Source organism: Acinetobacter sp. YH12076 (genome assembly GCF_013419525.1).
Lineage (GTDB): Bacteria > Pseudomonadota > Gammaproteobacteria > Pseudomonadales > Moraxellaceae > Acinetobacter > Acinetobacter amyesii.
In genome coordinates this window covers 101173-125670 of record NZ_VOZY01000009.1, presented here as the reverse complement: position 1 = coordinate 125670, position 24498 = coordinate 101173, and the positions used below count along the sequence as shown (strand labels likewise).

Here is a 24498-nt window from a genome sequence, read left to right as displayed (position 1 = left end):
ATTCGGAGGAACGACCTCCCTTACATCTTTGTTCGAAGCCAGTAAGAAAAATCGTCAGGACGACCTGACTCTACTAATATGGAGGAAGGCATCATGGCCTGGGTTGTTCTGGTATTCGCTGGTATTTTTGAAATCGTTTGGGCCTATTCGATGAAGCTCTCAGAAGGCTTTACAAAACTTGGCCCAAGTTTAGTCACTTTATTTTTTATGATCCTGAGCTTTGGTTTATTGGCCTATGCCATGAAAACGTTGCCTCTGGGAACAGCTTATACCATTTGGACAGGAATCGGCGCGATTGGCTCATTTCTCGTGGGTATTTTTATACTCGGTGAGCCTGCAACTGCCATGCGGATGTTAGCCGCAGTACTGATCATTTCGGGTCTAATCTTGATGAAATTATCTTCAAGTTAATATGTTCTAAAGCACAGCGGTCATTGATCCCTGTGCTTTTTTTTGGGTAAAAATATGGCTTGGGTTTTATTAATTGTAGCGGGATTACTTGAGGTGGTTTGGGCCTATTGTATGAAAGTCTCTGAAGGCTTTAGCAAACTGACGCCAAGTATTTTGACCATTGTTTTCATGATCGCAAGTTTCGCTTTATTGTCTTATGCAATGAAATCCTTACCGCTGGGTACAGCCTATACGGTGTGGACCGGCATTGGTGCAGTGGGTTCATTTATCCTCGGGATCGTTGTATTGGGTGAGCCTGCCAATGCCATGCGCATGCTAGCTGCGGTACTGATTATTTCAGGACTAGTCTTGATGAAATTATCGTCCTCCTGAATAATGAAGTGCTGCGATTTTGAGCTTGGAGTATCTCATGCAACTTTCTTATCAGTTTTTAAATTCGCCCGTTGGACAATTAAAACTTGTTGCACATGAAACCGCATTGGTGGCTGTCCTTTGGGAAAATGAAAACCCTAATCGTGTGCGATTGGCGGCTTTGGTTGAAGATCGGCAACACCCGATTTTGCTCAAAACTGCACAGCAATTAAATGAATATTTTGCAGGTAAAAGACAGCAATTTGACTTGCCGCTAGACTTTGAAGGTACCGAATTTCAGCAACAAGTTTGGCAAGCTTTACTGACGATTCCTTTTGGAGAAACTCGCAGCTATAAACAAATTGCAGAGCAGATCGGCAATGTCAAAGCCGTACGTGCTGTCGGTGCAGCCAACGGTAAAAATCCAATTTCAATTATTGCACCCTGTCATCGTGTCGTGGGCGCAAATGGAAAATTAGTGGGTTTTGCAGGCGGTCTAGAAAATAAAGAAATATTGTTAAAAATTGAGAAATTACAATAAAATAGAAAATATACTTATTTAATTGATGTTACGCAGTAACATCAAAGCACAATTCGCTTCAAAGAAAGAACGATACGCGTTAACGTCATCCGCAAGTGTTTGAGACAGGATGCCGCCTAATCAAAAATGTTTTTGCGATGCTTTGAATAATTTGACGGTGGTGAACGAGTTTTGCGGTGAGGAGCATTACTCCGCAAGATGGTTTCCTTGCGAAGCTTCGCTTCTCATTTTGCCGAAACAAAAGTACCTCCAGCCGAAGGCTAATCCCTTTATTTAAACCCTAGATGTAAGACTCCGGCGAATAGGCTTAAAAATCATTTAAAAATGCGAAATTACTTTTATGTGGGTAATATCAGTAATTTAAAGTAATGAATCAAATCAATGAATATTTCTCAAATTTTTGCACCGCTCATTTCGACGTTTTGGTGGCTAATTCCATTGTTACTGATTGTGGGGGCAATCAAAGCATTTAAACCTTATTTAAAGGGGAAAATGGGGGAGTTTGCTGTCGCCGTTCATGTCAAACTTTATTTGAAAGACCATTATATATTGTTAAATGATTTGACCTTACCAGATGGCGAAGGAGCTACAACTCAAATTGATCATCTTCTTTTAAGCCCATTTGGTGTGTTTGTGATTGAAACTAAAAACTATAAGGGCTGGATTTTTGGGAGCGAGAGACAAAAACAATGGACGCAAAAGATTTATAAAAAAAGTTTTAAATTTCAAAATCCAATTCACCAAAATTATAAACATATGAAAGTGTTAGAACAGGTGTTAAGCGATATTGTGGATAAAGACAATATGCATTCTGTGATTGTTTTTATGCCTGAAGCAGTGTTTAAAACAGAGATGCCGTCGAATGTATTTCGGGGTACAGCTTGGGTGGACTATGTTCAAACCTTTCAGCAACCCGTGGTCTCTGAAATGAAACTTAAACGAATACAGTTGCGTTTAGAAAAAGAAATTTTAGAAAAATCGTGGAAAACAAATCGACAGCACGTTGAAGATTTAAATCAACGGCATAATTCATAAACTTCCTGTATGCTGTGGATTGTGAACAGTATCTGACTGATAAAAATAGACGGACAATAACAATGAACGACACGCTTCAACATCTTTATGAATCGACTTTAGATCATCCTGAGCAATACCAAGACTTTTATCAGCAACTTTTAGCCAGCCAAGTATATTGTTTGGGTGAGCGTGATACAGAGCAGCATTTACATTTTCAATTGATGGAAACGGAGCAAGGCGAGCAAGCCATTCCATTTTTTCTGAGTCTTGCGATGCTTCAACAGGATGTTGGTGCAGATGCAGAGTTTGTCATGATCAGTGCTGAAAAATTATTTGCGATTACCAAAGGCGCAAGCTTGGTGATGAACCCGACTTCGGAACATCCTAAAGAGTTCTTGGCAGATGAGATCGACGCAATATTAGAGTTTGCCAAACAACAAAGCCTTTGAACACTGTAGGTATAATCAAAGGCTCTGCGGCTACGCTTAGATAGGTGTTTTCACACTTTTTCGTTTTCATATTGGGCGATGTGCTTTAAAACTTACATACCGGCTTTGAGTTTTTGCACGATTTCATCAAGTGGTTTGACACGTTTTACTTCATCCCAAAGGACTTTGGCTTCTGGATAGTGCTTCGACATCATGCCGAGCCATTGTTTATAACGACCGACCATATTCATTTCTTTTTTATACGAGCCATTTAAGAAACGAATTTGTAATCCAAGTAGTTCATGCCATGTAATCAGCGGTTCATCGGTATTACGACGGATACACTGTGTAATGTCAGGAGTGGTCACCGCAGCACGACCAATCATTAGGTCTTCACAACCGGATTCGAGTTGGCACTGTTTGGCATCGGCATTATTCCAAATTTCACCGTTAGCAATCACATTGATTTTCAATGCTTTACGAATGGGTTGCAATTGATCCCAAAAGGCAGGCGGGGTATAACCATCGGCTTTGGTCCGCGCATGGACTGTAACCCATGCAGCTCCTGCATCTTCGATGGCATGCGCATTTTCCATAGTGAAGTTACGGTCCATATAGCCCAAACGCATTTTTGCCGATACAGGAATATGACTCGGAACAGCATCACGCACAGCTTTGACTAACTCATACACCACTTCAGGTTCATCTAGCAGAACTGAACCACCACGGTGGCGGTTGACGGTTTTTGCAGGACAACCAAAGTTCATATCAATCGCAGGGGCACCAAGTTCTACCGCGCGTACAGCATTTGCCGCGAGCATAGTGGGATTGTTACCTAAGAACTGCACATGAACCGGTGTTCCTGCTGCAGTTTTGCCTGCATTGTTTAATTCAGGACAATAGCTATGATAAATATGATCGGGCAGGACAGAGTCCGTGACACGGATAAACTCGGTTACACACCAGTCAAAACTCCCCACATGCGTCAACACATCTCGCATAATTGGATCGGTTAAGCCTTCCATCGGCGCAAGAACAAGTTTCACGGTCACACAGCCAAAAATTGAAAAACGGAGTTATACGTGGTTTTGAAAGGGATGTCTAGGTTTTGTGCTTATGGTGACGCGGAATACGAAATGACAAGATTTTATGTAACTATTTGGTGAAATTAGGACCAAAGTCGTAAAGTATTGACTGACATAAAACTTTAACAATAAAATGAGTAAATACATATGGATAGCAATAATAAGAAGATGGCTTATACTGTTGTTTTTTAATGGAATCAACAACATATACTGTGCTTGAATCTTTTAAGATTTCATGTATGATGGCTGCAACTAGAAAAAAAGTATTGTTTCGTAAATTTTCTTTAAGTATCGCAGTGTTAGTCATAATCCTTCGTTTTTTACAGAAATGAAGTTCAATTCTTTATTATTTTCCAAGTTATAGTCAGTCATCATCCAATGGCTAAATCAACAAATTAATAGGTATTATTATGTCTAATACAGTTACTGGTACAGTTAAATGGTTCAACGAAACTAAAGGTTTCGGTTTTATTGCACAAGACAACGGTCCTGACGTTTTTGCTCACTTCAGCGAAATCACTGGTTCTGGCTTCAAAACTTTGCAAGAAGGCCAAAAGGTTTCTTTCAGCATCGCTCAAGGTCAAAAAGGCCCGAATGCTGTAAACATCGTTGCTCTATAATTTAGACGTAATGAAAAAAAAGCGCTGTATAGCGCTTTTTTTATGCCTGCTGTTTTTATGTGAATAATCAAGCTATAAAAAAAGAGAGCCGTAGCTCCCTTTTTAATAAAACTTAAGATAGTTTCATCGTCGACTTAGCGGCCCAAAACCATTTCTAAAATAAACTTAGATCCAATAAAGCCGACTGCCAAAAGACAAAAACCAATAATGGTAAAGCGAATAGCTTTTTGACCACGCCAGCCAAATCGATAGTGTCCAATAAGCAAAGCTCCATAGACGAACCATGAAATAATGCTAAAGGCTGTTTTATGCGCCAAATGCTGTGCAAAGAAGTTATCGATGGTGAAGAAACCAAACCCAAGCGCCACGGTCAGTAGTGCAAATCCAGCAATCAATAAATCAAATAGCAAAGATTCCATGGCTTGGAAGGATGGAAGCAGGCTCACCCATACACGCTTTTTCTGCTTGTTTTTTAGTTCACGGTCTTGTAAACGCAAAATAACCGCTTGAATTGTTGCCATCAGCAGGACGGCATATGCGGAAAGTGACAAAATAATATGGATGTCTAAACCCAGTGAATGTTGTTCTATAAATTGATTTTGTCGACTAAATGCAAAGCCCAAAATCAATCCCGTCGCTGCCACAGGAATGCCCAACAGGTTCATCGCAAGCACAGGCCGATAGGTACTAAATAATACACTGAGTAATAGCATGAGACCTGAAGTAAAAGACATCAGGTTGAACACGTCATAGTTGACACCCATAGGCGTCAACATATCGTTATATAAAACACCTGCATGCAATAACATGCCTAAACCAAGTACAACACCAATAAACCAATGGTTCGGCGCACGTTTAGACATTAAATGGCTGAATAAATACCAAAAAGACGTGGTATAAGCGATTAATGCTAGGATCGTGTAAACCAAGGGGAGACTGATCATGTCAAACCTTTTTCAGGATGTTGAATATTCATTTATATAAATTCTGCAAGAACTAAAGTATCCTATAGCATTCTATGCATAAATTTTCTATTTTAAGAAACAATTTTTTGCTCATGGCTATTTTAAGCGGATTTTGCAATGTTTGATACCTTAACAGAACGACTCACGCAGAGTTTAAGAAATGTTACTGGCTCAGGGCAGCTAACCGAAGACAATATTAAAGATACGTTACGCGAAGTACGTATGGCACTTCTTGAAGCCGATGTTGCGTTACCTGTAACTCGTGAATTCATCGCGAAAGTTAAGGAAGAAGCATTGGGCCAAGAAGTGATGACTCAGTTATCACCGGGGCAGGCTTTCGTCAAAATCGTTCATGACGAATTGACCAAAATGATGGGTGAGGCGAATGAAAGCCTAGACCTAGCGGCAAAACCACCAGTTGTTGTGCTTCTTGCAGGTTTGCAAGGTGCGGGTAAAACTACTACTGCGGCAAAACTTGCACGTTTCTTACAAGAACGTCAAAAGAAAAAAGTAGCAATGGTATCTGCCGACGTTTATCGTCCAGCAGCGATTAAACAGCTACAAACAGTTGCAGGTGAAGTTGGCGCGATTTTCTTTGAATCAAGCGCAGACGAAAAACCGATTACCATCGCAAATCGTGCGATTGAGCAAGCAAAAATTCAATTTGCTGATGTCTTGATTGTCGATACAGCAGGTCGTTTACATGTAGACGACGAAATGATGGATGAAATTAAAGAGCTACATGCAGCAATTAAGCCAACTGAAACATTGTTCGTGGTTGATGCCATGACGGGTCAGGATGCGGCGAATACGGCAAAAGCCTTTAACGATGCCTTGCCTTTGACGGGTGTGATCCTCACAAAAACAGATGGCGATGCACGTGGTGGTGCGGCACTTTCTGTTCGTGCCATTACTGGCAAGCCAATTAAATTCTTGGGTATGGGTGAAAAACTCGATGCCCTAGAGCCATTCCATCCTGAACGTATCGCACAGCGTATTTTGGGTATGGGTGACGTGCTTTCTTTGGTCGAAGAAGTTGAACGTAAAATCGACAAAGAAAAAGCCGAAAAAATGGCGAAAAAACTGCAAAAAGGCGGTAGCTTCAACTTTGAAGATATGCTGATGCAGTTTGAACAAATGAACAAAATGGGCGGCATGATGGGCTTCTTGGATAAACTTCCAGGCATGAGCAACTCAGGGATTCAAGATGCAATTGCACAAGCAAATCCTGAAAAGCAAGTGAAGAAAATGGAAGCGATTATTCAATCGATGACCATTAAAGAACGTCGTAACCCAGACTTGATGAATCCAAGCCGTAAAAAACGTATTGCAGCAGGCTGTGGTATGGATGTTTCTGAAGTCAACAAACTGATTAAACAGCATGCTCAAATGGCGAAAATGATGAAGAAATTTGCCAACCCAACGGGTATGGCAAAAATGATGAAATCATTGGGCAATATGCAAAAACAATTTGGCGGCGGTGGCATGGGTCCATTGTTCGGCAGTAAAGATCCGAAGTAATTTGGACTTAAAAAAAGGCGCATTCAGCGCCTTTTTTTATGGCTAAAATTTGATAAGACCGCATTCAAAAAATTGCTACGAGAATTATAAGTAAGCACTGGATGAAGGAATTTGTATATGAACTGATAAATACCAATTGAGCTAAATCATTACAAAAACATGCGAAATTGACATTGAGACCGTGTAGATGACAGGTCTAAAACAGAGGTGAAAGTTTGCCTAACTGCAAATTGAAAGCTTTACCCAAAATAAGCATCAAATAATGAATACACCTCATACGCCAGAGAGCCAAAACATCTATCTGATTCATGCTCATCAGGCTTCCCCTAATGAGTATTAGTTTCCTTATTGAGACAAAAGCAGCAAGGGGTAGGACATTATTCTTGGCGCATTGATATGGCAAATGCAGTACAACCAGATTTTGACGATTGTTAGAAGTTTATTTCCCTGCAAATACCTAAGCTCGATGAAAATAAAATTATTATTGTGCACAGTTTGGGTTGTCTGACAGCGCTGTATTGTTTGACAGCGCATTTCAGCCAGCGGTAAGGCAAGATTTAAGCGGGCATTTTTATTTCTGGATTTGTATATTCCTTTAATTTTTTTTGAATTAGGCAGCTTTATTTTAAAATGCAAATTGAACCGTCATATGCTGCATCAGCATTTGCCATTGGCCGTGCGTATGCTGTCCAGCAATGATCCTTTTGTTCCGCCACCGTTCACGCTGAAGTTATCAATAGTGATCCAAGGGTGGAACACGGAAGGGAAAATACAGGACTTTTATGACTTCATAATGTTTCCAGAATTGCTGGATATTTTGAATCAGCTCATGAAAGTGTTCTAGCAAATAGTCAAGTTTTGCAAAAATTCACAATTGTTTACCCTCAATCTTTAATTTTTATTTCAGACTGAATTCAAAAAGAGGAATGGAGCATGAAATGGCGCAAGTAATTGTGGTGCATGGCTATACCGCGAGCCCTGAAGAGAATTGGTTTCCGTGGATCGCGCAAAAGGCAAAAAAAGCGGGCGTCAGCCTCAAGGTGCTTCGGCTTGATCCATCCGAAACACCCGTCTTAAATGTGTGGATGAAGCAAATGGATGCGCAGATTGACGCATTAAATGAAAACTCTATATTAATTGCCCATAGTTTGGGATGTATCGCTGCACTGCATTATCTGTCGCAAAAACTGCAGCATCAGAACATAAAAGCTCTTGTGCTTGCGGCCGGTTTTAATGGCCGCTTGGGACGTCTAGAGCAGGTGAATCCTTTTATTGATGCAGCTAAAATAGATTTTGACTTGCTAAAACAGCAGGTTGAGCATCGGGTAGTGATCTATTCAAAAGGCGATGAGCGAGTGCAACCCGAATTCAGCTTGGCTCAGGCAAAAAGCCTAGATGCACAGGTGATTGAAGCGCGTCATCAGGGGCATTTTATTGACTCTGAAGGCTGTACCGAATTGCCTGAAGTCTGGGATGCTGTGGAGCCGTATTTGATCCGGGCTTAATCTACGGTTGTTGGCCAATATAGCTTTGCAGGCCTTTTAAAAGCAGATCATTATGGACTTCAGGCGTAAAGCGCTGCAGGTATTTGGCAAATAGCGCAGCATCGCCCCCAGTTAAAATTAAGCGACTGGGATATTTATCAAGCACCTTTTCAATGGTGCTGACCAAACTGAGCAATATGCCATGATGAACAGCGTCGATGGTATTTTTACCAGGAGACAGCTCGTCAAAGATGGCATCTGGAATTTTAATGCCTTTGGTGTTTTGGATGAGCGAATCACGTTGCAAATATAAATTTGGCAAAATATAGCCACCTAAATGTTGTAATCCATCCGTTAAGTCAATGGTGAGTGCTGTTCCACAGCTAATCACACAGTATTTTTGTGTAGGGTCTTTGACCACAGCCAGCATTTGCAGCCAACGGTCGATCCCGAATTTACTGGTATCTTCGTAGGCACAGCGCAAGCCCGCATATTCGGCATGAACTTTGGCAATGGTGACAGGAACGGCTAAAAATTTAAGAATTTTTTGAATCCGATCATTATTTTTCTTGTCGAGTACCGAGGAAATCCCGACCTGATCTAAGTCCAAACTTTTAAAGTGCTGGATTAAACCGAGTAGGAGTTCGGCAGGCGACTGTAAATGCAGTTCCGCAGCATGTTCTATGATTTGATCGTGTTCAGTAATCCAGTATTTCAGCCGAGTATTACCGACATCGAGCCATAATTTTTTCATCAGTAGGCCTTTGCAATCCTGTTTATGATTGATCTGCTAAACGTAAGCGACCTTGGAAATGATTTTCTAAGCGCTGCGAAGTTTGGATGTTGATCGAACCATCATTTTCAATACCGAGAAAGAGACCTTGGCTTTTGCCTTGTAGGTGTTCAAGCTCAACAGGCTGTTGCATAAATGCAGCATAATGGTTGAATCTTGCAGCGAGGTTATAGCAGTTATGATCGAACCATTCACCTGCAAGTTGAATCGCTGCATAGAGTTCAGCGATTAACTGTAAACGGTTTGGCGAGTGAAGTCCGAGTTCAGATAACGACGTTGCGCGTTGCTCAATTCCTGTGGATGGAATCGAAAATAAGTTCATGCCCACGCCGACAATCGCTTGATGTGGCGAAATTGGTTCAATCAAAATCCCGCCCCATTTGCCTTGTGGGCTATATAGGTCATTGGGCCATTTCACTTGTAATGCGAGATTTTGCAAACTTGGCATTTGCAAGATATTTAAGGCAATTTCGAGTGCAAGCCGTCCATCTATCGCTGTCTGTAAATTCAGCAATGTGCTTAAATAGATATTACCAACGGGTGAGACCCATTGATGATCGCGTTGCCCACGGCCCTGAGTCTGTTGTTCACTGCATACCAAAACATGCTGAATGCCTTTTTTGGCAATCTCACGGACATCGTCATTGGTCGATGTAGTAATGGGCTTCAGTAATAAAACTTCAGGCGGTTGAGGTACTGTGCTCAGCAATTGCTGTAAGTGTCTGGTCTCTAAATCCATTTGAATCTGAGAGTTGTGGAATAATATTGATGGAGTTAATCATATATTTACTGATTGGTGCAATCGCTGGTTTTGCTGCGGGGCTATTTGGTGTTGGCGGTGGCCTGATTATTGTACCGATTTTATTCATCGTCTTTACCCAACTTCAGTATGATCCCAGTGTGATTATGCACATGGCGGTGGGCACATCTTTAGCCACGATTATTGTCACCTCACTTAGCTCGGTTTCGGCGCATCATAAAAAAGGTGCCGTGCTGTGGAATGTCTTTCGGAATTTGGCACCGGGTTTGGTGATCGGTTCATTTCTCGGTGCAGGCATTGCAGATTATTTATCAGGGCAGGGTTTGCAACTGTTGATTGGCTTTTTTGCGGTCTGGGTGGCCTTTAAAATGTTTCGCGGTGCAGCGACACCAGTCGATCCGGATAAACATTTACCCTCACAAGCCATGCAAATGGCAGCAGGCGGTGGTATTGGAATTGCTTCTGCGATCTTCGGTATTGGTGGTGGTAGCTTAACCGTCCCGTATTTGAATAAAAACGGCGTCATTATGCAAAAAGCGGTCGCGACATCTGCTGCATGTGGTTTACCGATTGCGATTGCTGGGGCCCTCGGCTTTATGTGGTTTGGTCATCAAGCCGATATCGTGGTTCCCAACACCATTGGTTATATCCATATTTATGCATTTATCGGGATTAGTGTAATGAGCTTCATCACTGCGAAATTGGGTGTGAAAGTGGCTCATATGTTGTCGCTATTTATGCTAAAGCGTTGTTTTGCATGCTTATTAACAACAGTTGGTTGCTATTTTATTTATCAAGGTGTGCAAGCCTTTGGCGCTTGATTGTCCGTTTTGACTGACAAAATTGGCTTTGTTGACACAAGATTGTCAGACAATGTCATGTTCAATTAGGTTGCTTATCGTTTCTAATGTAAATAGATTGAGTGTAAATCTGAACATTGCATCTTATAAAAAAAAGATAGGAACAGTATGCAACAACAAGAAGCGGACAGTTTGTCAGAACAAATTGCCAAACACATCGGTGAACAAATTATTCGCGGTGAGTTGGTCGAAGGCGAGCGTATTCAGGAACTTAGAGTTGCGGCCGAATTGGATGTGAGTCGTGGCTCTGTTCGTGAAGCTTTATTGATTTTAGAACGGACCCAACTCATTGAAATCTACCCGCGACGTGGCGCCTTAGTCTCTGAAATGTCGGCTTTACAAGTGCGCTCATTATTTGATATTGCAGCATTATTGTTGGGCCAAATTGTGCATCGTATGGCGGAAACGTGGCGCAGCCATGAAGCTGAGCGTATTCAGTTATTACTTGAACAATTAGATGTAGAAACTCGCCAAGGCAATACCGAAAAGTTTTATGATCTGATTTTTCAGGGCATGGCTCGTCAGCATGAAATGGTGGGAAATACCTACCTGATGCGTTATTACCAAGAATTGTTGCCATCACTCAGACGCAGTTATTTTCTGACACTGAATATTTCACGACGTGAACTACAAGAATCTTTTGATTTGTTTAAATTAGTGACTGATGCAGTTTTAATCAGAAAATCACATCAAGCCACTTTATTTATGGAAGATTTTTGTCGACACTTACGCAACCTTGTGTTGGAATCACTAACACGGATGAAACAAATCGAATTAGCGTGGGCGAGACGTTCACGCCGCTGATCAGGACATTATGCGTTTAAGCAGTTTAAAACTTTCCGGCTTCAAATCTTTTGCCGATAGCACAACTCTAAAATTTGAAGGCAACCGTAGTGCGGTTGTTGGACCGAACGGCTGTGGTAAATCCAATGTGATTGATGCCATTCGCTGGGTTATGGGGGAGTCCAGTGCCCGTCAATTGCGTGGTGGCACCATGCAAGATGTTATTTTTACCGGAACGGCAAAGCGTAAACCAGTCGGGATGGCGAGTGTTGAACTGCGTTTTGATAATACCTATGGCAAGCTAGGTGGCGCTTATAATGCCTATACTGAGCTTGCAGTTCGTCGTCAGGTCAATCGTGATGGTAAATCCGAATATTTCCTCAATGGCACTAAATGCCGCCGTCGTGATATTACCGATATTTTCTTAGGCACCGGTTTAGGTCCACGTTCGTATGCGATTATTGAACAGGGCATGATCAACCGTTTGGTCGATGCCAAACCTGAAGAAATGCGTGTGTATATTGAAGAAGCCGCAGGGGTTTCTCGCTATCAAGCTCGTCGTCGTGAAACTTTACAGCATCTAGAACACACCACTCAAAATTTAGAACGTCTCGAAGACATTGTATCAGAACTGAAGTCTCAGCTGAAAACCTTAAAACGTCAGTCTGAAACGGCGGTGCAATACAAAGAATTAGAAACCCAAATTCGTACTTTTAAGATCGAAGTGTTGTCTTTCCAATGTGAGCAAAGTACGCGTTTACAGCAAGAATACACGCTTCAGATGAATGAGCTCGGGGAAACCTTCAAACTGGTGCGTTCTGAGCTAAATACTCTAGAGCATGACTTATCTTCCACTAATGCTTTATTTCAACGGCTTATTCAGCAGTCCACGCCATTACAAAGTGAATGGCAACAGGCGGAAAAGAAACTGTCTGAGTTGAAAATGACGCTGGAGCAAAAGCAGGGTTTATTTGCACAAAATTCGGCAAGTTTGGTGGAGCTTGAAAAGCAAAAAGCTCAAACCAAAGAACGTTTACAGCTATTAGAGTTACAACTGGAAACGCTGCAAGAACAGCAAGATGGATTTGTTGAGCAATTACAGCGCCAAGAAAGCAGTAGTCAAGATCAGACTCAACAATTAGCTGATTTGAAAGCTCAGCATCAACAAGCGGTTCAACAATTTGAACAATGCCGTGGGCAAGTCGAAAAGCAGCAACAGCAAAAGCTACAGATGTTGGCGCAGAGTGAACAATTGACCAAAAATATTGGTCGAATTGAGCAACAACGTGAGACCCTGCAACAGCAAAGAGGTCAAATTCAGCATCAGGCGCAGCAAGATGAGTTGGAGCAGTATCAGCAAGATAAGCAACAGCTCGAACAACAAATTACGCAACAAGAGCAGGTGATTGCCGAAACTCAAGCACAGCTTACAGCTGCACAAGAACAGCAGGCACAGCATAAAAATATGGTGCTGCAGCTAAAGTCAGAAATACAGGTGCTGTTGTCAGAGCAGAAAAACCTAAACCAATTGATGATTAAAGCCAGTCCAAAGCAGCAAAGCCAGCGTCAACATTTAATGCAGCAGTTGCAGTTGAGCACACAGGGTAAACAGCATGCACAACTGGTCGAGAAATTTTTGTCTAAATGGCTGAGTGCCCAAGTCTTAGGACACAGTGATAATTTTCAAGACAGTATTGCACGTCAGGTCAAAGGCAATCACCACACCGCAGTACAAATCGTTGGATTAGACGCTTTGGCGACATGGATTGAAGCCCCTCAACTTTCGATCTGGCAGCAGGTCGCGATTGCTGAAACATTGACAGTGGCATTGAGCCATCAGGCTAAACTAGCCGCAGGTCAGTCAATACTCACGCTCGATGGTTATCATGTCGGTGCAGATTGGGTGATTGGTCTAGATTATGATGAGGACAGCCAAGCAGGGCAAGGTGCATTGAGCCACCGTATTCGCTTAGATGAATTGACTGAATTACTTGCAGAGCAGCAGCCAAAGCTAACGCAACTAGAAGGCCAATTGCCTGAGTTGCAAAATGCCGTACAAGCTTTACAGCAAAATCTGCAACAGCAACATAGCCAATTAAAAAATTGGCAAAAAGACATTCAAAATGCTGATGTTGCCATTGCGAAGGTACAAAGTTCCAATCAGGCTTTTGCATTACAAAAGCAGCAGTTAGAAGATCAATTACAGCAACTTGAAGCACAGCTTGAAGAAGATGCCATGCAAAAAGACGATTTAGAAATAGATCTGCATGCGCTGACGATGAAGCTTGAGCAAGCTTTGCCCAATTATAAGACCTTGCAATTCCAAGTTGAGGAATTGAGTCTAGCGCTGGAAAGTGCTCAGCAAGTGGCATTACACAGTCAGCAAGAATTGGAAATCGTGCGTCGTCAGTCTGTACAGACGAAACAACAGATTGAATTATTAGAAAAAGACACGGTCTTTTTAAAAGCGCAAACTCAGCAAATTCTTGGACAGATGGAGCAGGCAAAGAAATTTGTCGATCCGGTACAGTTAGAATTGCCTGCGCTTGAGTCACAGTATTCTGAACAGGCTCAAGTCACTGAACGTTTACAAAAAACCTGGAATGACTGGCAGCTTGAACTCAATAATGTTCAGAGCAAACAACAGACATTGACCGAACAACGCCATTCACATCAACAGCAAGATGAAAAATTGCGTACGCAATTGGAAGAAAAGCGTCTGGCTTGGCAATCCGCGCAGTCTGATTTACAGCATTATTCTGAACAGCTGAAAGAAATGAACAGCGAAATGCTGACGGGCTTAAGCATTGATGTGGTATCCCATCAGCAAAAACTAGAAAAAGCACAGCAGCAGTTTGATAAATTGGGTGCAGTCAACTTGGCTGCGGCAGAAGAATATACTGAAGTTTCTAAACGCTTTGATGATTTAAGCCACCAAATTGATGACTTGCAAAAGACCGTTGAACAACTGCAAGCTGCGATGAAAAGCATTGATCAGGAAACGCGGAAGCTGTTTATGACCACTTTTGATAAGGTCAATACAGAACTTCAAGCGTTGTTTCCGAAAGTATTTAATGGTGGTGAAGCAAGTTTAAGCCTTGAAGATGGTTGGCAATCGGGTGTAAAACTGATGGCACGACCACCGGGTAAACGAAATAGCTCTTTGGCATTATTGTCAGGTGGTGAAAAGGCACTGACCGCATTGGCTTTGGTTTTTGCGATTTTCCGCCTAAATCCTGCACCATTTTGCGTTTTAGACGAAGTCGATGCACCTTTAGACGATGCAAATGTAGGAAGATTTTGTAATCTTGTAAAAGAGCTTTCAGAACAAGTGCAATTTATCTACATTACACACAATAAACTGGCTATGACAATGGCAACTGACTTACTTGGTGTGACCATGCCAGAACCAGGAACTTCAAAATTAGTGACTGTGAATATAGAGCAAGCCAAAGAATACGGTTTAGCTGCGGAGGCATAACATGGAAATCACCACTATAGCTGGGATTGTAATCGCTGTAATTATCATGGTTGTGGGTATTCGAATGATGTTTCGTAAACCTGCAGATGCAGCGCCATCACTTGACACCGAATTACATATTAATCCTGATAGTCAGCAACCTGTTATTCCGCGCCATGTACGAAATCAGTTAAATACATCTGAAACCACGCCACGTGTAGAGCCGACTTTGGCTGAGAAAAAAGTTACAGCGGTTGAAGCGACTGAAGCTGTTCAAGCAAATGTAACGCCAGAAGCAACGGCAACGGAACAAGCAGAGCAGAGTGTTGAGGCTACGGCAAAGACTGAGACGACAACGACGGATCCCGTTTCAGTTGAAAACGCTCAAACTGCAACAGAAGACAGTACATTGTCTACAGAAGCAACTGAATCTACAACTGTTGCATCTGTAGCTGCCGATGCCAATGACGCAGCGACTGCTGCGACACACGTTCAGGCTGACGCTGTTCCTGCGGAAAAAGCGCCAGAGTTTAGTGTAAATAGCGCAATTGAAAAAGCTGAAATCAGAGATTTTGATGAAGAAAGCAGTATTTTGGATGCTCATTTACATGAACAAAAAATTGTTGATGAAGAAAGTGCTTTAGCAACTGCGGAAACTTATATCGCCTTAAATGTTTTCCCAGATAGCCGTGCATTGTCAGGTGAAAAAGCATTAAAAGTTTTACTCAAATATGGCCTGCGTTTTGGCGAAATGGCCTGTTTCCATCGCTATGATGAAGAAGGTACAAAGTTATTATTCTCTGTATTGCAAATGAATAATGATGGCGCTGCGCAAGGTTTTGATCTTGAAACTTTATCGACTGAAGAAGTAAAAGGTTTGGCTTTCTTCTTGGCGCTGCCACACAGCGATGTACAAAATGCCTTTGATACCATGGATAGCATTTCACGTCTAATTGCCCGTGAAATTGACGGTACTGTGTATGATCAAAATAACCAAGAATTTACACCGCAGATGCGTGAACATTGGCGTCATCAAGCCATTGATTATCGTCAAGGTCAAGCTATCGAAGTCTAAGCGTCTTTGATTGAAACTCACCGAGTGGGTTTCTATAATAGCAACAGATAATGAAATTTGAGGGCGGAGCATGAACCGCCCTTTTTTATGGTGAATGTATGACACAACAATCCACTGTCGTTGCACAGATGCGACAACTGATTCAACTCTTGGCGAAGCATAACCATGCCTACTATGTTATGGACACGCCAGAAATTGAGGACAGTGAATATGATCAACTTTTTCACCAATTAAAAGCTTTAGAAGAGCAATACCCTGATTTAGTACAACCTGATACACCAACTACAAAAGTGGGTGGAAAGGCCTTGTCTAAGTTTGAATCTGTAACCCATGCAGTACCCATGTTGTCATTGGGGAATGTGTTTAATGCAGAAGATTTATTTGCCTTTGCGCGTCGTGCGGAAGAGCGCTTGCCGAATCAAAAAATTGAATATGATGTCGAATTAAAATTTGATGGGCTGGCGATTTCTCTCTGGTATGAAAATGGCATTTTAGTCCGTGGTGTGACACGGGGCGATGGTGAAACAGGGGAAGACATTACCCAAAATGTAAAAACCATTCGTAATTTACCTAAAGTACTGACCTCTACACAGACTGAAATTCCAAGTCTGCTTGAAGTCCGTGGTGAAGTTCTGATGCCAAAATCAGGCTTTGAAAAGCTTAATGCTGAAAACGAAGCCAAAGGTGAAAAAACCTTTGCCAATCCACGAAATGCAGCAGCAGGAAGCTTACGTCAACTCGATCCTGCAATTGCGGCTTCGCGTCCCTTGGCTTTTTATGCTTATGGCATTGCACAGTGCGAACCACATCATGGTCAAACCACCATGTCTGCTAGCTTAGAATGGCTGACACAGTTTGGTTTTGCTGTCGGTGAACGTCACTTTATATGTGACAGCATTCAGGACGTACAAGCTGCGTATGAGCAAATGATCATTGATCGACCAAGCCTGAGTGTTGAAATTGATGGCATGGTGATTAAAGTGAATAGTTTGAAACAGCAGCAAACTTTAGGTTTTTTAAGCCGTGAGCCACGCTGGGCAACGGCATATAAATTCCCTGCAGTCGCAGCGCTGACGACGATTGAAAATATTGATTGGCAAGTGGGGCGTACAGGCACTTTGACCCCAGTCGCACGTTTAAACCCTGTGGCAGTCGGAGGGGTAACGGTTTCCAATGTCACTCTTCATAATATTGGTGAAATTCACCGCCTAGATGTCCGTGTAGGCGATACCGTGAGTGTTTACCGTAGTGGCGATGTGATTCCCAAAGTGGAAAAAGTTTGGCCTGAATTTCGACCTGTAGAAACAGTTGAAGTTCAATTGCCCGAATGTTGTCCTGTCTGTTCTTCACCTGTGGTGATGCCCGAAGGAGAAGCCTTGGCACGTTGTTCAGGTGGTTTGTACTGTGCTGCACAGCGTATTGAGGCGATTCGTCACTTTGTATCGCGTAAAGCTATGGACATTGAGGGCTTAGGCGATCGTTGGGCGGAATCTCTTTTACATTTGGATCTGCTCAAAGATGTTGCTGATATTTATAGCTTGCATAAGCATCGTGAAAAATTACTGACCATTGAAAAAATGGGTGAAAAGTCGGTTCAAAACCTCACCGATTCTATTGAAAACAGTAAGAAAACGACACTAGGTGCATTTATTTATGCACTCGGCATTCGAGGCGTGGGTGAAACCACGGCACGCATGCTCGCCAATACCTTCCAAACCTTTGATGCGATTCGTCATGCAGATCTCGAATCCTTGAAAAAAACGCCAGACGTTGGTGATATTACCGCTGAATGGATTGTCGATTTTTTCCAAGCGCCGCATAACCTTGAAGTGGTTGATCGTTTGTTGGCAGCTGGGATTCATTGGGATGCACCCGTTGCACCAAGTCGTCAGCCACTGAATGGCGAGAGTTGGGTGATTACTGGGACATTGAGTACCATGGGTCGTGATGAAGCGACGCAAATGCTTCAAGCCTTAGGCGCACGTGTCAGTGGTAGTGTTTCGGGTAAAACCAAATGTGTAGTTGCAGGTGAAAAGGCAGGTTCTAAATTAGAAAAGGCTGAAAAGTTGGGTGTACCTGTGATGAGCGAAGAAGAGTTTATTAGATTTGTACAACAGCATAATGCTTCTTAAGTATTGAAAATCAAACCTGAAAAGGTGATTAATTTTGAACAAACGCCTGATGCATTGCATTGGGCGTTTTTATTTGAGCGCTTAAAAATGATCGAATGAGTAGATAAATTGGCGGTTATAGGTGAGACAGCGTACTTTAAATAGACACTAAGCATTTTGTTAAAGCGTGAATGTATTGAGATACGATTTTAGCCATAAAAAAGCAGCTTAGGAGCTGCTTTTTTTATTCAGTGATCACATTATTCTTGATCAACTTTCATTGGTTTTACATCCATTTCTTGATATGAAACAAACTTAGTTTTGTGTTTCCACTTATAACCAAACCAAATGGCAAGGAATAAGAAAATACCAATATAGGTAGAAACAACGGCCAACCATTCACCATCTAAAACGGCTTGATAGTTCTGACCAAGGACCACGATGGCACACAAAATAAAGGCAAACCACGGTGCAAATGGGAAGAATTTTGCACGGTAAGCAAGATCTTCTAATTTATTGCCTTGAGCCAAATAGCCTTTACGGAAGCGATAATGTGAAACTGCAATACCGAGCCACACAATAAAGCCACACATACCTGACATGTTCAGTAACCAGTTAAATACCGCTTGTTCACCGATAAATGTGGTTAAGAAGCACAGTGCCGCAATCGCTGTAGTTGCATAAAGTGCATTCATTGGTACGCCACGTGAATCTAAGCGACCAAAGACTTTCGGCGCACTGCCTTTACGTGCCATATCAAACAGCATACGAGTAGAGGAGTACATACCAGAGTTACCCGCTGATAAAATCGCAGTCAAGATCACCGCATTCATCACCGATGCAGCAAAAGCAAAACCTGCTTTTTCATACAGTAAGGTAAATGGTGATAGTGCAATATTTTCAGTAGATGCTGCTTGTAATAAACGTGGGTCATCATAGGCGATAAGAGTGCCGATAATGAAAATACACACGATATAAAACAACAAGATACGCCAGAAAATTTGCTTGATGGCAATAGGAATGGTCTTTTCAGGATCTTTCGATTCACCTGCAGCCACACCAACCATTTCAGTCCCTTGGAAAGAGAAACCGGCAATCATGGCCACACCAATCAAGGCAGATAAACCGCCGACAAATGGGGCTTCACCCTTGGTCCAGTTGGCAAATGTTTCTACGCCCGGTGTCAGCATGATTTTGCCAATCATAAACAGGCCGATAATGATAAAGGCAACAATTGCGAGCACTTTAACAAGCGAGAAGAAGAATTCTGATTCACCAAAGCCTTTTACGGTCAGCGCATTAATAGCAAAGACGATTGCGAGGAAAATCGCACTCCAGTAGAAGCCCGGAATATCTGGAAACCAGAATTTCATAATGAATTGGACAGCAACCAATTCAAATGCCACGGTAATTGCCCAGTTATACCAATAGTTCCAACCCAAAGCGAAGCCGAAACCACCCTCGACATACTTTGTGCCGTAGGTAAAGAATGCACCCGAAGTTGGATTATGTGTTGCAAGCTCACCTAGACTGGTCATCAAGAAGTAAATCATGATACCAATTAAGCAGTATGCAAGCAGGGCGCCACCCGGGCCTGCATTGGCAATGGTGGCACCTGAGGCAAGGAATAAACCTGTACCAATTGATCCACCAATTGCAATCATGTTGAGATGGCGAGCACCCAACTTACGCTGAAGCTGAGCTGGTTTTTGAGTTTCGCTCATCATTGTTCCTTAAGATTTTTTTGCGTGCTCGCAAACAAGACTTTAAATCCTTGTTGGTCGGCTTTGATTGTACATTGACCGTAATGTTGCTCAATTAAAGTCGGATAATTGAGGAATCGGTTGGCAACAATCCAAAGCTCACCCCCAGACTTCAAATGTCTGCGCGAAGTTTTGCATAGATTTTCACTGGCATTGTAGTCGGTTTGAATCCCTTGATGGAAGGGTGGATTGCTGACTATGGCATGTAAAAATAGTGGTGCATCCTCGATTCCTGTGACCGCTTTAATCTCAAGTTGTTCAGGTTCAAGCAAATTTTGTTCAAATGTCATTTGTGTAGAAGCCAGTGCAAAAGCATCTACATCCATGGCAAAGATACGATTTTTAGGATTCAGTTTGGCTAAATAAGCACTGATGACACCCGCACCACAGCCGAAATCAGCAATTTTGCCCGAAGTGACTTGTGATAAATAAGGCAATAAGGTAGCCGTACCCACATCTAAACGGTTCTGGCTAAATACGCCCGGCAGTGCGCAAATCGTAAGCTCACCATTTGGAGTCTCAACTGAATATTTTTGCACCCAATCTTGTAGTGGCTTGAGTGTTACAGTTTTTTCTAAGAGGGTTTGCCACATTTGACAGTGACGCGCACTATCAATTTTTAGGGTTTTACCAAAGGGTTGTAATTGTTTTGCTGCGCGTTCAACACCGCCTTTTTTCTCACCCACGAGGAAAATAGACGCACCTTGAGCAAGGTGACTTGCCACATTGTGTAATAAATAATTCAGCAGTTCTTTTGATTTAGGAACAAAAATAACCGCTTGATCAAACTGACCTTCAGGAAAATCGACACCAAAATGGACGTTTGACTGTTGATTTTGAAAGTACTGAAAATCATTAAAATTCCAGCACCAAATCGATGGCTTAATATTGTCATTCAATTGACTGAGTAAGTCATCTGTCGGTGCATTTACGAAAAGCACGCGATCTTGTAATAAATCGATCTGTCGTATAACGACTTCACTTGTGAGATCCATAGATTTCTCCATCATAAAAAACACTGCCTAGGGCGGAACCTAGGCAGTGTTCTTTGACAAATGAACTTACTTCTTCACTTCAGGAAGAACAATATTCAAAATAAGGGCAGCGATACCACCAGTGGCAACGCCTGAACTGAAGATATTACGGAACAATTCAGGAAGATGTTCAAGGATTTGTGGTACTTGTGCAACACCTAGACCCAATGCCAATGAAATCGCAATGATTAATAGTGCGCGGCGGTCTAAATGAATGCCTGACAAGATATTAATACCCGAGGCAGCCACGGCACCAAACATCACCATCACAGCACCACCAAGCACGGCTTGTGGAACTGCCTGAATGACACCTGCTACAGCAGGAAGTAAGCCTAAAATAACCAATAGGGCAGCAATCCAAATGCCTACATAGCGGCTTGCAACACCTGTTAACTGAATGACACCGTTGTTTTGCGCGAAAACAGAACTTGGGAACGTGTTAAAGATACCGGCAAGGAATGAGTTTGCACCATTCACCAATACACCACCTTTAATACGCTTCATCCATTCAGGGCCATCTACAGCTTGATTTGAAAGCTTAGAAGTCGCGGTAATATCGCCAATCGCTTCCAAAGATGTCACAAGGTAGATAAATGCCATTGGAATAAACAAGCTCCAAGAGAAGCTTAAGCCAAAGTGCATCGGTGTTGGAATTTGAACCAGTGGCGCATCTTTTAAACCATCAAAGTTTAAATGACCCATAAAGCCTGCAAGGATGTAACCCACGACTAAGGCAATTAGGATGGCAGAACTTTTTACCCATGTAATACGCACACGGTTCAATAAAATGATCAGTGCCAAAACGGTACATGACATGATGAGGTTGTCTGCATTGGCAAATGTTTTATCGCCCATAGCTTGATAACCACCACCCATACTGATCAGGCCTTCTTTAATTAAAGTCAGACCAATCAATAGCACCACAATACCTGTTACCAATGGGGTAATCAGTTTTTTCACCCAAGGTAAGATTCGTGACACACCCATTTCAATGAATGAACCCGCGATCACCACACCAAAGATAGATGCCATAACTGCTTCTACAGGTGTACCTGCCGCAACCATTGCAGAACCAATACCGATAATAGGACCAATAAAGTTAAAGCTGGTTCCTTGTACAATCAGGAGACCTGCACCAAATGGACCGACTTTTTTACATTGTAAAAAGGTTGCGATACCAGAGATCACCAATGACATCGACAGAATCATATTGGTGTCTTCTTTTGACACACCTAGTGCCAAACAGATCAGCAGACCCGGCGTCACAATTGGGACAATAATGGCCAATAAATGTTGGAACGCAGCGAGAAAAGCAATAAAAGGTTTTGGTCGATCATTCAATCCATAGACTAAATCGAGTTGATCTTTTGCTTCGGGAGATTGGTTTAAATCAGACATGCGGCACTGAAAATTAAGGCTAGGTGGCGCTATTCTAATCTGTTTACACAGCTTTACAAAACCAAAAGCGTACCAGTCGTCAAAAAAAATGCGATTGTCAATAAACTGTCACTACTAAAATCTATATTTTTTCTGTATAATTTGCCCTCAAACTTTAGGCGTATCGAATTCACATGTCAGATATTAAAACTCTCCGTAACATTGCCATCATCGCGCACGTCGACCATGGTAAAACTACTCTTGTAGACAAACTTTTACAGCAATCAGGTGCTCTTGGCGATCGCGCAGGCGAGATCGAACGTGTAATGGATTCTGGCGCTATTGAAAGTGAACGTGGTATTACCATTCTTGCAAAAAACACTGCAATCAAATGGTTAGACAAGCGTACTAACACTGAATACCGTATCAATATCGTGGATACCCCGGGACACGCCGACTTCGGTGGTGAAGTAGAACGTGTAATGTCAATGGTTGACTGCGTACTTCTTCTTGTTGACTCTCAAGAAGGCCCAATGCCACAAACTCGTTTTGTAACGCAAAAAGCGTTCGCACGTGGTTTGAAACCAATCGTAATTATTAACAAAGTCGACAAGCCAAACGCTCGTCCAGACTGGGTAATTGACCAAGTATTCGATTTGTTCGACAACCTTGGTGGTTCTGACGAACAGTTAGACTTCCCAGTTGTATATGCTTCAGGTCTTCGTGGTGTGGCTGGTCCATCTCCAGAAGAACTTGCTGAAGACATGACTCCATTGTTCGAAACAATTGTAGACATCGTTGAACCACCAGCGGTTGACGTTGACGGTCCATTCCAAATGCAAGTGTCTTCACTTGACTATAACAGCTTCGTAGGTGTTATCGGTGTTGGTCGTATTCAACGTGGTTCAGTGAAATTAAACACTCCTGTAACTGTAATCGACAAAGACGGTAAAACACGTAACGGTCGTATCTTAAAAATCATGGGTTACCATGGTTTAGAGCGTATCGATGTTGAATCAGCTTCTGCTGGTGACATCGTTTGTGTAACGGGTATTGATGAACTTCATATCTCTGACACAATCTGTGATCCAAAAGCAGTTGAAGCTTTACCTGCACTTTCTGTAGACGAACCTACAGTATCGATGACTTTCCAAGTAAACAACTCACCGTTTGCTGGTAAAGAAGGTAAATTCGTAACTTCACGTAATATCCGTGAACGTCTAGATCGCGAATTGATTCACAACGTAGCATTACGTGTTGAAGATACTGACAGTCCTGACCGTTTCAAAGTATCTGGTCGTGGTGAGCTTCACCTTTCAGTTCTTATTGAAAACATGCGTCGTGAAGGCTTCGAAATGGGCGTATCACGTCCACAAGTAATCATCAAAGAAATTGATGGTGAAAAACAAGAGCCATACGAAAACGTAACGTTTGACGTTGAAGAGCAGCACCAAGGCGCTGTAATGGAACAAATGGGTCACCGTAAAGGTGAAATGACCAATATGGAAGTTGACGGTAAAGGCCGTATCCGTATTGAAGCAACAGTTCCTTCACGTGGTTTGATTGGTTTCCGTTCTGAATTCTTAACTATGACTTCAGGTACAGGTATCATGACTTCAAGCTTCTCGCACTACGGTCCTATGAAACAAGGTACTGTGGCGAAACGTCAAAACGGTGTGTTGATTTCTATGGTTCAAGGTACTTGCTTGGGCTATGCACTATTCAGCTTACAAGACCGTGGCCGTCTATTCGCTAAACCTCAGTTAGAAGTTTATGAAGGTATGATCGTTGGTATTAACTCACGTTCAGACGACATGACTGTTAACCCAACTAAAGCGAAACAGCTAACTAACGTACGTGCTTCTGGTACTGATGATGCGTTGACTCTTGTTCCGCACATTGAATTTACGCTTGAACAAGCGCTTGAATTTATTGAAGACGACGAATTAGTTGAAGTAACGCCTAAGTCAATCCGTATCCGTAAACGCTGGTTGACTGAAAACGAACGTAAACGTAACCGTAACGTTTAATTTTACAGTTTCAAAAAAACCGCTGACTT

At 42.3% G+C, this 24498-nt stretch carries 21 protein-coding genes; 14 read left to right on the top strand and 7 right to left on the bottom strand.

All coding sequences use genetic code 11. From position 1 onward, the window contains the following. Positions 1-93: 93 nt before the first annotated feature. The 5 genes from FTU22_RS10830 (at position 94) to FTU22_RS10810 (ending at position 2769) form a co-directional block, all read left to right on the top strand. Positions 94-411, top strand: coding sequence for a multidrug efflux SMR transporter (locus FTU22_RS10830; protein WP_078191168.1), 318 nt, complete (start codon positions 94-96; stop codon positions 409-411). A gap of 54 nt (positions 412-465) precedes the next feature. Next, the gene (gene sugE, locus FTU22_RS10825) at positions 466-783 is read left to right on the top strand and encodes a quaternary ammonium compound efflux SMR transporter SugE (RefSeq protein WP_078191206.1); all 318 of its coding nucleotides are present in this window, start codon (positions 466-468) and stop codon (positions 781-783) included. A 37-nt stretch (positions 784-820) separates the two neighbouring features. Then, positions 821-1303 carry a methylated-DNA--[protein]-cysteine S-methyltransferase gene (locus tag FTU22_RS10820; protein ID WP_180094417.1) on the top strand — a complete coding sequence of 161 codons (483 nt, stop codon included), beginning with the start codon at positions 821-823 and terminating at the stop codon, positions 1301-1303. A gap of 381 nt (positions 1304-1684) precedes the next feature. After that, complete coding sequence (locus tag FTU22_RS10815) at positions 1685-2338, top strand: nuclease-related domain-containing protein (RefSeq protein WP_180094415.1); 654 nt, start codon at positions 1685-1687, stop codon at positions 2336-2338. A 62-nt stretch (positions 2339-2400) separates the two neighbouring features. After that, entirely contained in the window at positions 2401-2769 is a 369-nt protein-coding gene (locus FTU22_RS10810) for an SseB family protein (protein WP_180023108.1), read from the top strand. Between the two features lie 92 nt (positions 2770-2861). On the opposite strand, the gene FTU22_RS10805 is transcribed toward FTU22_RS10810, so the two are convergent. Further along, positions 2862-3794 carry a tRNA-dihydrouridine synthase gene (locus FTU22_RS10805; protein WP_180094413.1) on the bottom strand — a complete coding sequence of 311 codons (933 nt, stop codon included), beginning with the start codon at positions 3792-3794 and terminating at the stop codon, positions 2862-2864. Positions 3795-4243: 449 nt separating this feature from the next. Between FTU22_RS10805 and FTU22_RS10800 the strand changes: the two genes are divergently transcribed. Further along, positions 4244-4453 (top strand): cold-shock protein, encoded by a 210-nt coding sequence (locus FTU22_RS10800; protein WP_067761877.1) that lies wholly within the window; start codon positions 4244-4246, stop codon positions 4451-4453. A gap of 134 nt (positions 4454-4587) precedes the next feature. Here FTU22_RS10800 and FTU22_RS10795 read toward each other — a convergent pair whose 3' ends face one another. Beyond that, positions 4588-5397 carry an inner membrane protein YpjD gene (locus tag FTU22_RS10795; protein ID WP_078191164.1) on the bottom strand — a complete coding sequence of 270 codons (810 nt, stop codon included), beginning with the start codon at positions 5395-5397 and terminating at the stop codon, positions 4588-4590. A 138-nt stretch (positions 5398-5535) separates the two neighbouring features. Here FTU22_RS10795 and ffh point away from each other — a divergent pair, with 138 nt between their 5' ends. Both ffh and FTU22_RS10785 read left to right on the top strand, forming a co-directional pair. After that, positions 5536-6939, top strand: coding sequence for a signal recognition particle protein (gene ffh, locus FTU22_RS10790; protein ID WP_180094411.1), 1404 nt, complete (start codon positions 5536-5538; stop codon positions 6937-6939). Between the two features lie 938 nt (positions 6940-7877). Next, complete coding sequence (locus FTU22_RS10785) at positions 7878-8444, top strand: alpha/beta hydrolase (protein ID WP_111884791.1); 567 nt, start codon at positions 7878-7880, stop codon at positions 8442-8444. Position 8445: 1 nt separating this feature from the next. Here the strand turns inward: FTU22_RS10785 and FTU22_RS10780 are convergent, their stop codons facing one another. Next, complete coding sequence (locus tag FTU22_RS10780) at positions 8446-9177, bottom strand: type III pantothenate kinase (RefSeq protein ID WP_111884792.1); 732 nt, start codon at positions 9175-9177, stop codon at positions 8446-8448. A gap of 22 nt (positions 9178-9199) precedes the next feature. Beyond that, positions 9200-9955: a biotin--[acetyl-CoA-carboxylase] ligase gene (locus tag FTU22_RS10775; protein WP_180094409.1), complete on the bottom strand. Its 756-nt coding sequence runs from the start codon at positions 9953-9955 to the stop codon at positions 9200-9202. A gap of 29 nt (positions 9956-9984) precedes the next feature. On the opposite strand from FTU22_RS10775, the gene FTU22_RS10770 reads away from it, so the two are divergent. The 5 genes from FTU22_RS10770 to ligA all read left to right on the top strand — a co-directional run bounded on the left by FTU22_RS10770 (position 9985) and on the right by ligA (position 18286). Continuing rightward, on the top strand, positions 9985-10797 hold the full coding sequence (locus tag FTU22_RS10770) for a sulfite exporter TauE/SafE family protein (RefSeq protein WP_180094407.1): 813 nt from the start codon (positions 9985-9987) through the stop codon (positions 10795-10797). A 147-nt stretch (positions 10798-10944) separates the two neighbouring features. Then, positions 10945-11640 carry a GntR family transcriptional regulator gene (locus FTU22_RS10765; protein WP_180094405.1) on the top strand — a complete coding sequence of 232 codons (696 nt, stop codon included), beginning with the start codon at positions 10945-10947 and terminating at the stop codon, positions 11638-11640. 10 nt (positions 11641-11650) lie between these two features. Further along, the gene (gene smc, locus FTU22_RS10760; protein WP_180094403.1) at positions 11651-15100 is read left to right on the top strand and encodes a chromosome segregation protein SMC; all 3450 of its coding nucleotides are present in this window, start codon (positions 11651-11653) and stop codon (positions 15098-15100) included. 1 nt (position 15101) lies between these two features. Further along, positions 15102-16154 (top strand): cell division protein ZipA C-terminal FtsZ-binding domain-containing protein, encoded by a 1053-nt coding sequence (locus FTU22_RS10755; protein WP_180094401.1) that lies wholly within the window; start codon positions 15102-15104, stop codon positions 16152-16154. Between the two features lie 98 nt (positions 16155-16252). Continuing rightward, positions 16253-18286, top strand: a complete 2034-nt coding sequence (gene ligA / locus FTU22_RS10750) for an NAD-dependent DNA ligase LigA (protein WP_180094399.1) — start codon at positions 16253-16255, stop codon at positions 18284-18286. A gap of 239 nt (positions 18287-18525) precedes the next feature. Here ligA and FTU22_RS10745 read toward each other — a convergent pair whose 3' ends face one another. The 3 genes from FTU22_RS10745 to FTU22_RS10735 all read right to left on the bottom strand — a co-directional run bounded on the left by FTU22_RS10745 (position 18526) and on the right by FTU22_RS10735 (position 22460). Next, the gene (locus FTU22_RS10745) at positions 18526-19989 is read right to left on the bottom strand and encodes an amino acid permease (protein ID WP_180094397.1); all 1464 of its coding nucleotides are present in this window, start codon (positions 19987-19989) and stop codon (positions 18526-18528) included. Beyond that, positions 19989-21023, bottom strand: a complete 1035-nt coding sequence (locus FTU22_RS10740) for a methyltransferase (protein WP_180094395.1) — start codon at positions 21021-21023, stop codon at positions 19989-19991. The genes FTU22_RS10745 and FTU22_RS10740 overlap by 1 nt, the downstream gene beginning before the upstream one ends. Before the next feature lie 66 nt (positions 21024-21089). After that, on the bottom strand, positions 21090-22460 hold the full coding sequence (locus FTU22_RS10735; protein WP_078191151.1) for a uracil-xanthine permease family protein: 1371 nt from the start codon (positions 22458-22460) through the stop codon (positions 21090-21092). A 173-nt stretch (positions 22461-22633) separates the two neighbouring features. Here FTU22_RS10735 and typA point away from each other — a divergent pair, with 173 nt between their 5' ends. After that, complete coding sequence (gene typA, locus FTU22_RS10730; protein ID WP_078192340.1) at positions 22634-24469, top strand: translational GTPase TypA; 1836 nt, start codon at positions 22634-22636, stop codon at positions 24467-24469. The last annotated feature ends 29 nt before the right edge of the window (positions 24470-24498 follow it).

What these genes read in the sequence shown, in the direction of transcription:
- FTU22_RS10815 (WP_180094415.1), top strand. Translation starts at nt 1,685, where the DNA reads ATGAATATTTCTCAAATTTTTGCACCGCTCATTTCGACGTTTTGGTGG.
- FTU22_RS10745 (WP_180094397.1), bottom strand. Translation starts at nt 19,989, where the DNA reads ATGAGCGAAACTCAAAAACCAGCTCAGCTTCAGCGTAAGTTGGGTGCT.
- smc (WP_180094403.1), top strand. Translation starts at nt 11,651, where the DNA reads ATGCGTTTAAGCAGTTTAAAACTTTCCGGCTTCAAATCTTTTGCCGAT.
- FTU22_RS10830 (WP_078191168.1), top strand. Translation starts at nt 94, where the DNA reads ATGGCCTGGGTTGTTCTGGTATTCGCTGGTATTTTTGAAATCGTTTGG.
- FTU22_RS10775 (WP_180094409.1), bottom strand. Translation starts at nt 9,955, where the DNA reads ATGGATTTAGAGACCAGACACTTACAGCAATTGCTGAGCACAGTACCT.
- ffh (WP_180094411.1), top strand. Translation starts at nt 5,536, where the DNA reads ATGTTTGATACCTTAACAGAACGACTCACGCAGAGTTTAAGAAATGTT.
- FTU22_RS10780 (WP_111884792.1), bottom strand. Translation starts at nt 9,177, where the DNA reads ATGAAAAAATTATGGCTCGATGTCGGTAATACTCGGCTGAAATACTGG.
- FTU22_RS10735 (WP_078191151.1), bottom strand. Translation starts at nt 22,460, where the DNA reads ATGTCTGATTTAAACCAATCTCCCGAAGCAAAAGATCAACTCGATTTA.
- FTU22_RS10810 (WP_180023108.1), top strand. Translation starts at nt 2,401, where the DNA reads ATGAACGACACGCTTCAACATCTTTATGAATCGACTTTAGATCATCCT.
- FTU22_RS10785 (WP_111884791.1), top strand. Translation starts at nt 7,878, where the DNA reads ATGGCGCAAGTAATTGTGGTGCATGGCTATACCGCGAGCCCTGAAGAG.
- ligA (WP_180094399.1), top strand. Translation starts at nt 16,253, where the DNA reads ATGACACAACAATCCACTGTCGTTGCACAGATGCGACAACTGATTCAA.
- sugE (WP_078191206.1), top strand. Translation starts at nt 466, where the DNA reads ATGGCTTGGGTTTTATTAATTGTAGCGGGATTACTTGAGGTGGTTTGG.
- FTU22_RS10740 (WP_180094395.1), bottom strand. Translation starts at nt 21,023, where the DNA reads ATGGATCTCACAAGTGAAGTCGTTATACGACAGATCGATTTATTACAA.
- FTU22_RS10765 (WP_180094405.1), top strand. Translation starts at nt 10,945, where the DNA reads ATGCAACAACAAGAAGCGGACAGTTTGTCAGAACAAATTGCCAAACAC.
- FTU22_RS10755 (WP_180094401.1), top strand. Translation starts at nt 15,102, where the DNA reads ATGGAAATCACCACTATAGCTGGGATTGTAATCGCTGTAATTATCATG.
- FTU22_RS10795 (WP_078191164.1), bottom strand. Translation starts at nt 5,397, where the DNA reads ATGATCAGTCTCCCCTTGGTTTACACGATCCTAGCATTAATCGCTTAT.
- FTU22_RS10770 (WP_180094407.1), top strand. Translation starts at nt 9,985, where the DNA reads ATGGAGTTAATCATATATTTACTGATTGGTGCAATCGCTGGTTTTGCT.
- FTU22_RS10800 (WP_067761877.1), top strand. Translation starts at nt 4,244, where the DNA reads ATGTCTAATACAGTTACTGGTACAGTTAAATGGTTCAACGAAACTAAA.
- FTU22_RS10820 (WP_180094417.1), top strand. Translation starts at nt 821, where the DNA reads ATGCAACTTTCTTATCAGTTTTTAAATTCGCCCGTTGGACAATTAAAA.
- typA (WP_078192340.1), top strand. Translation starts at nt 22,634, where the DNA reads ATGTCAGATATTAAAACTCTCCGTAACATTGCCATCATCGCGCACGTC.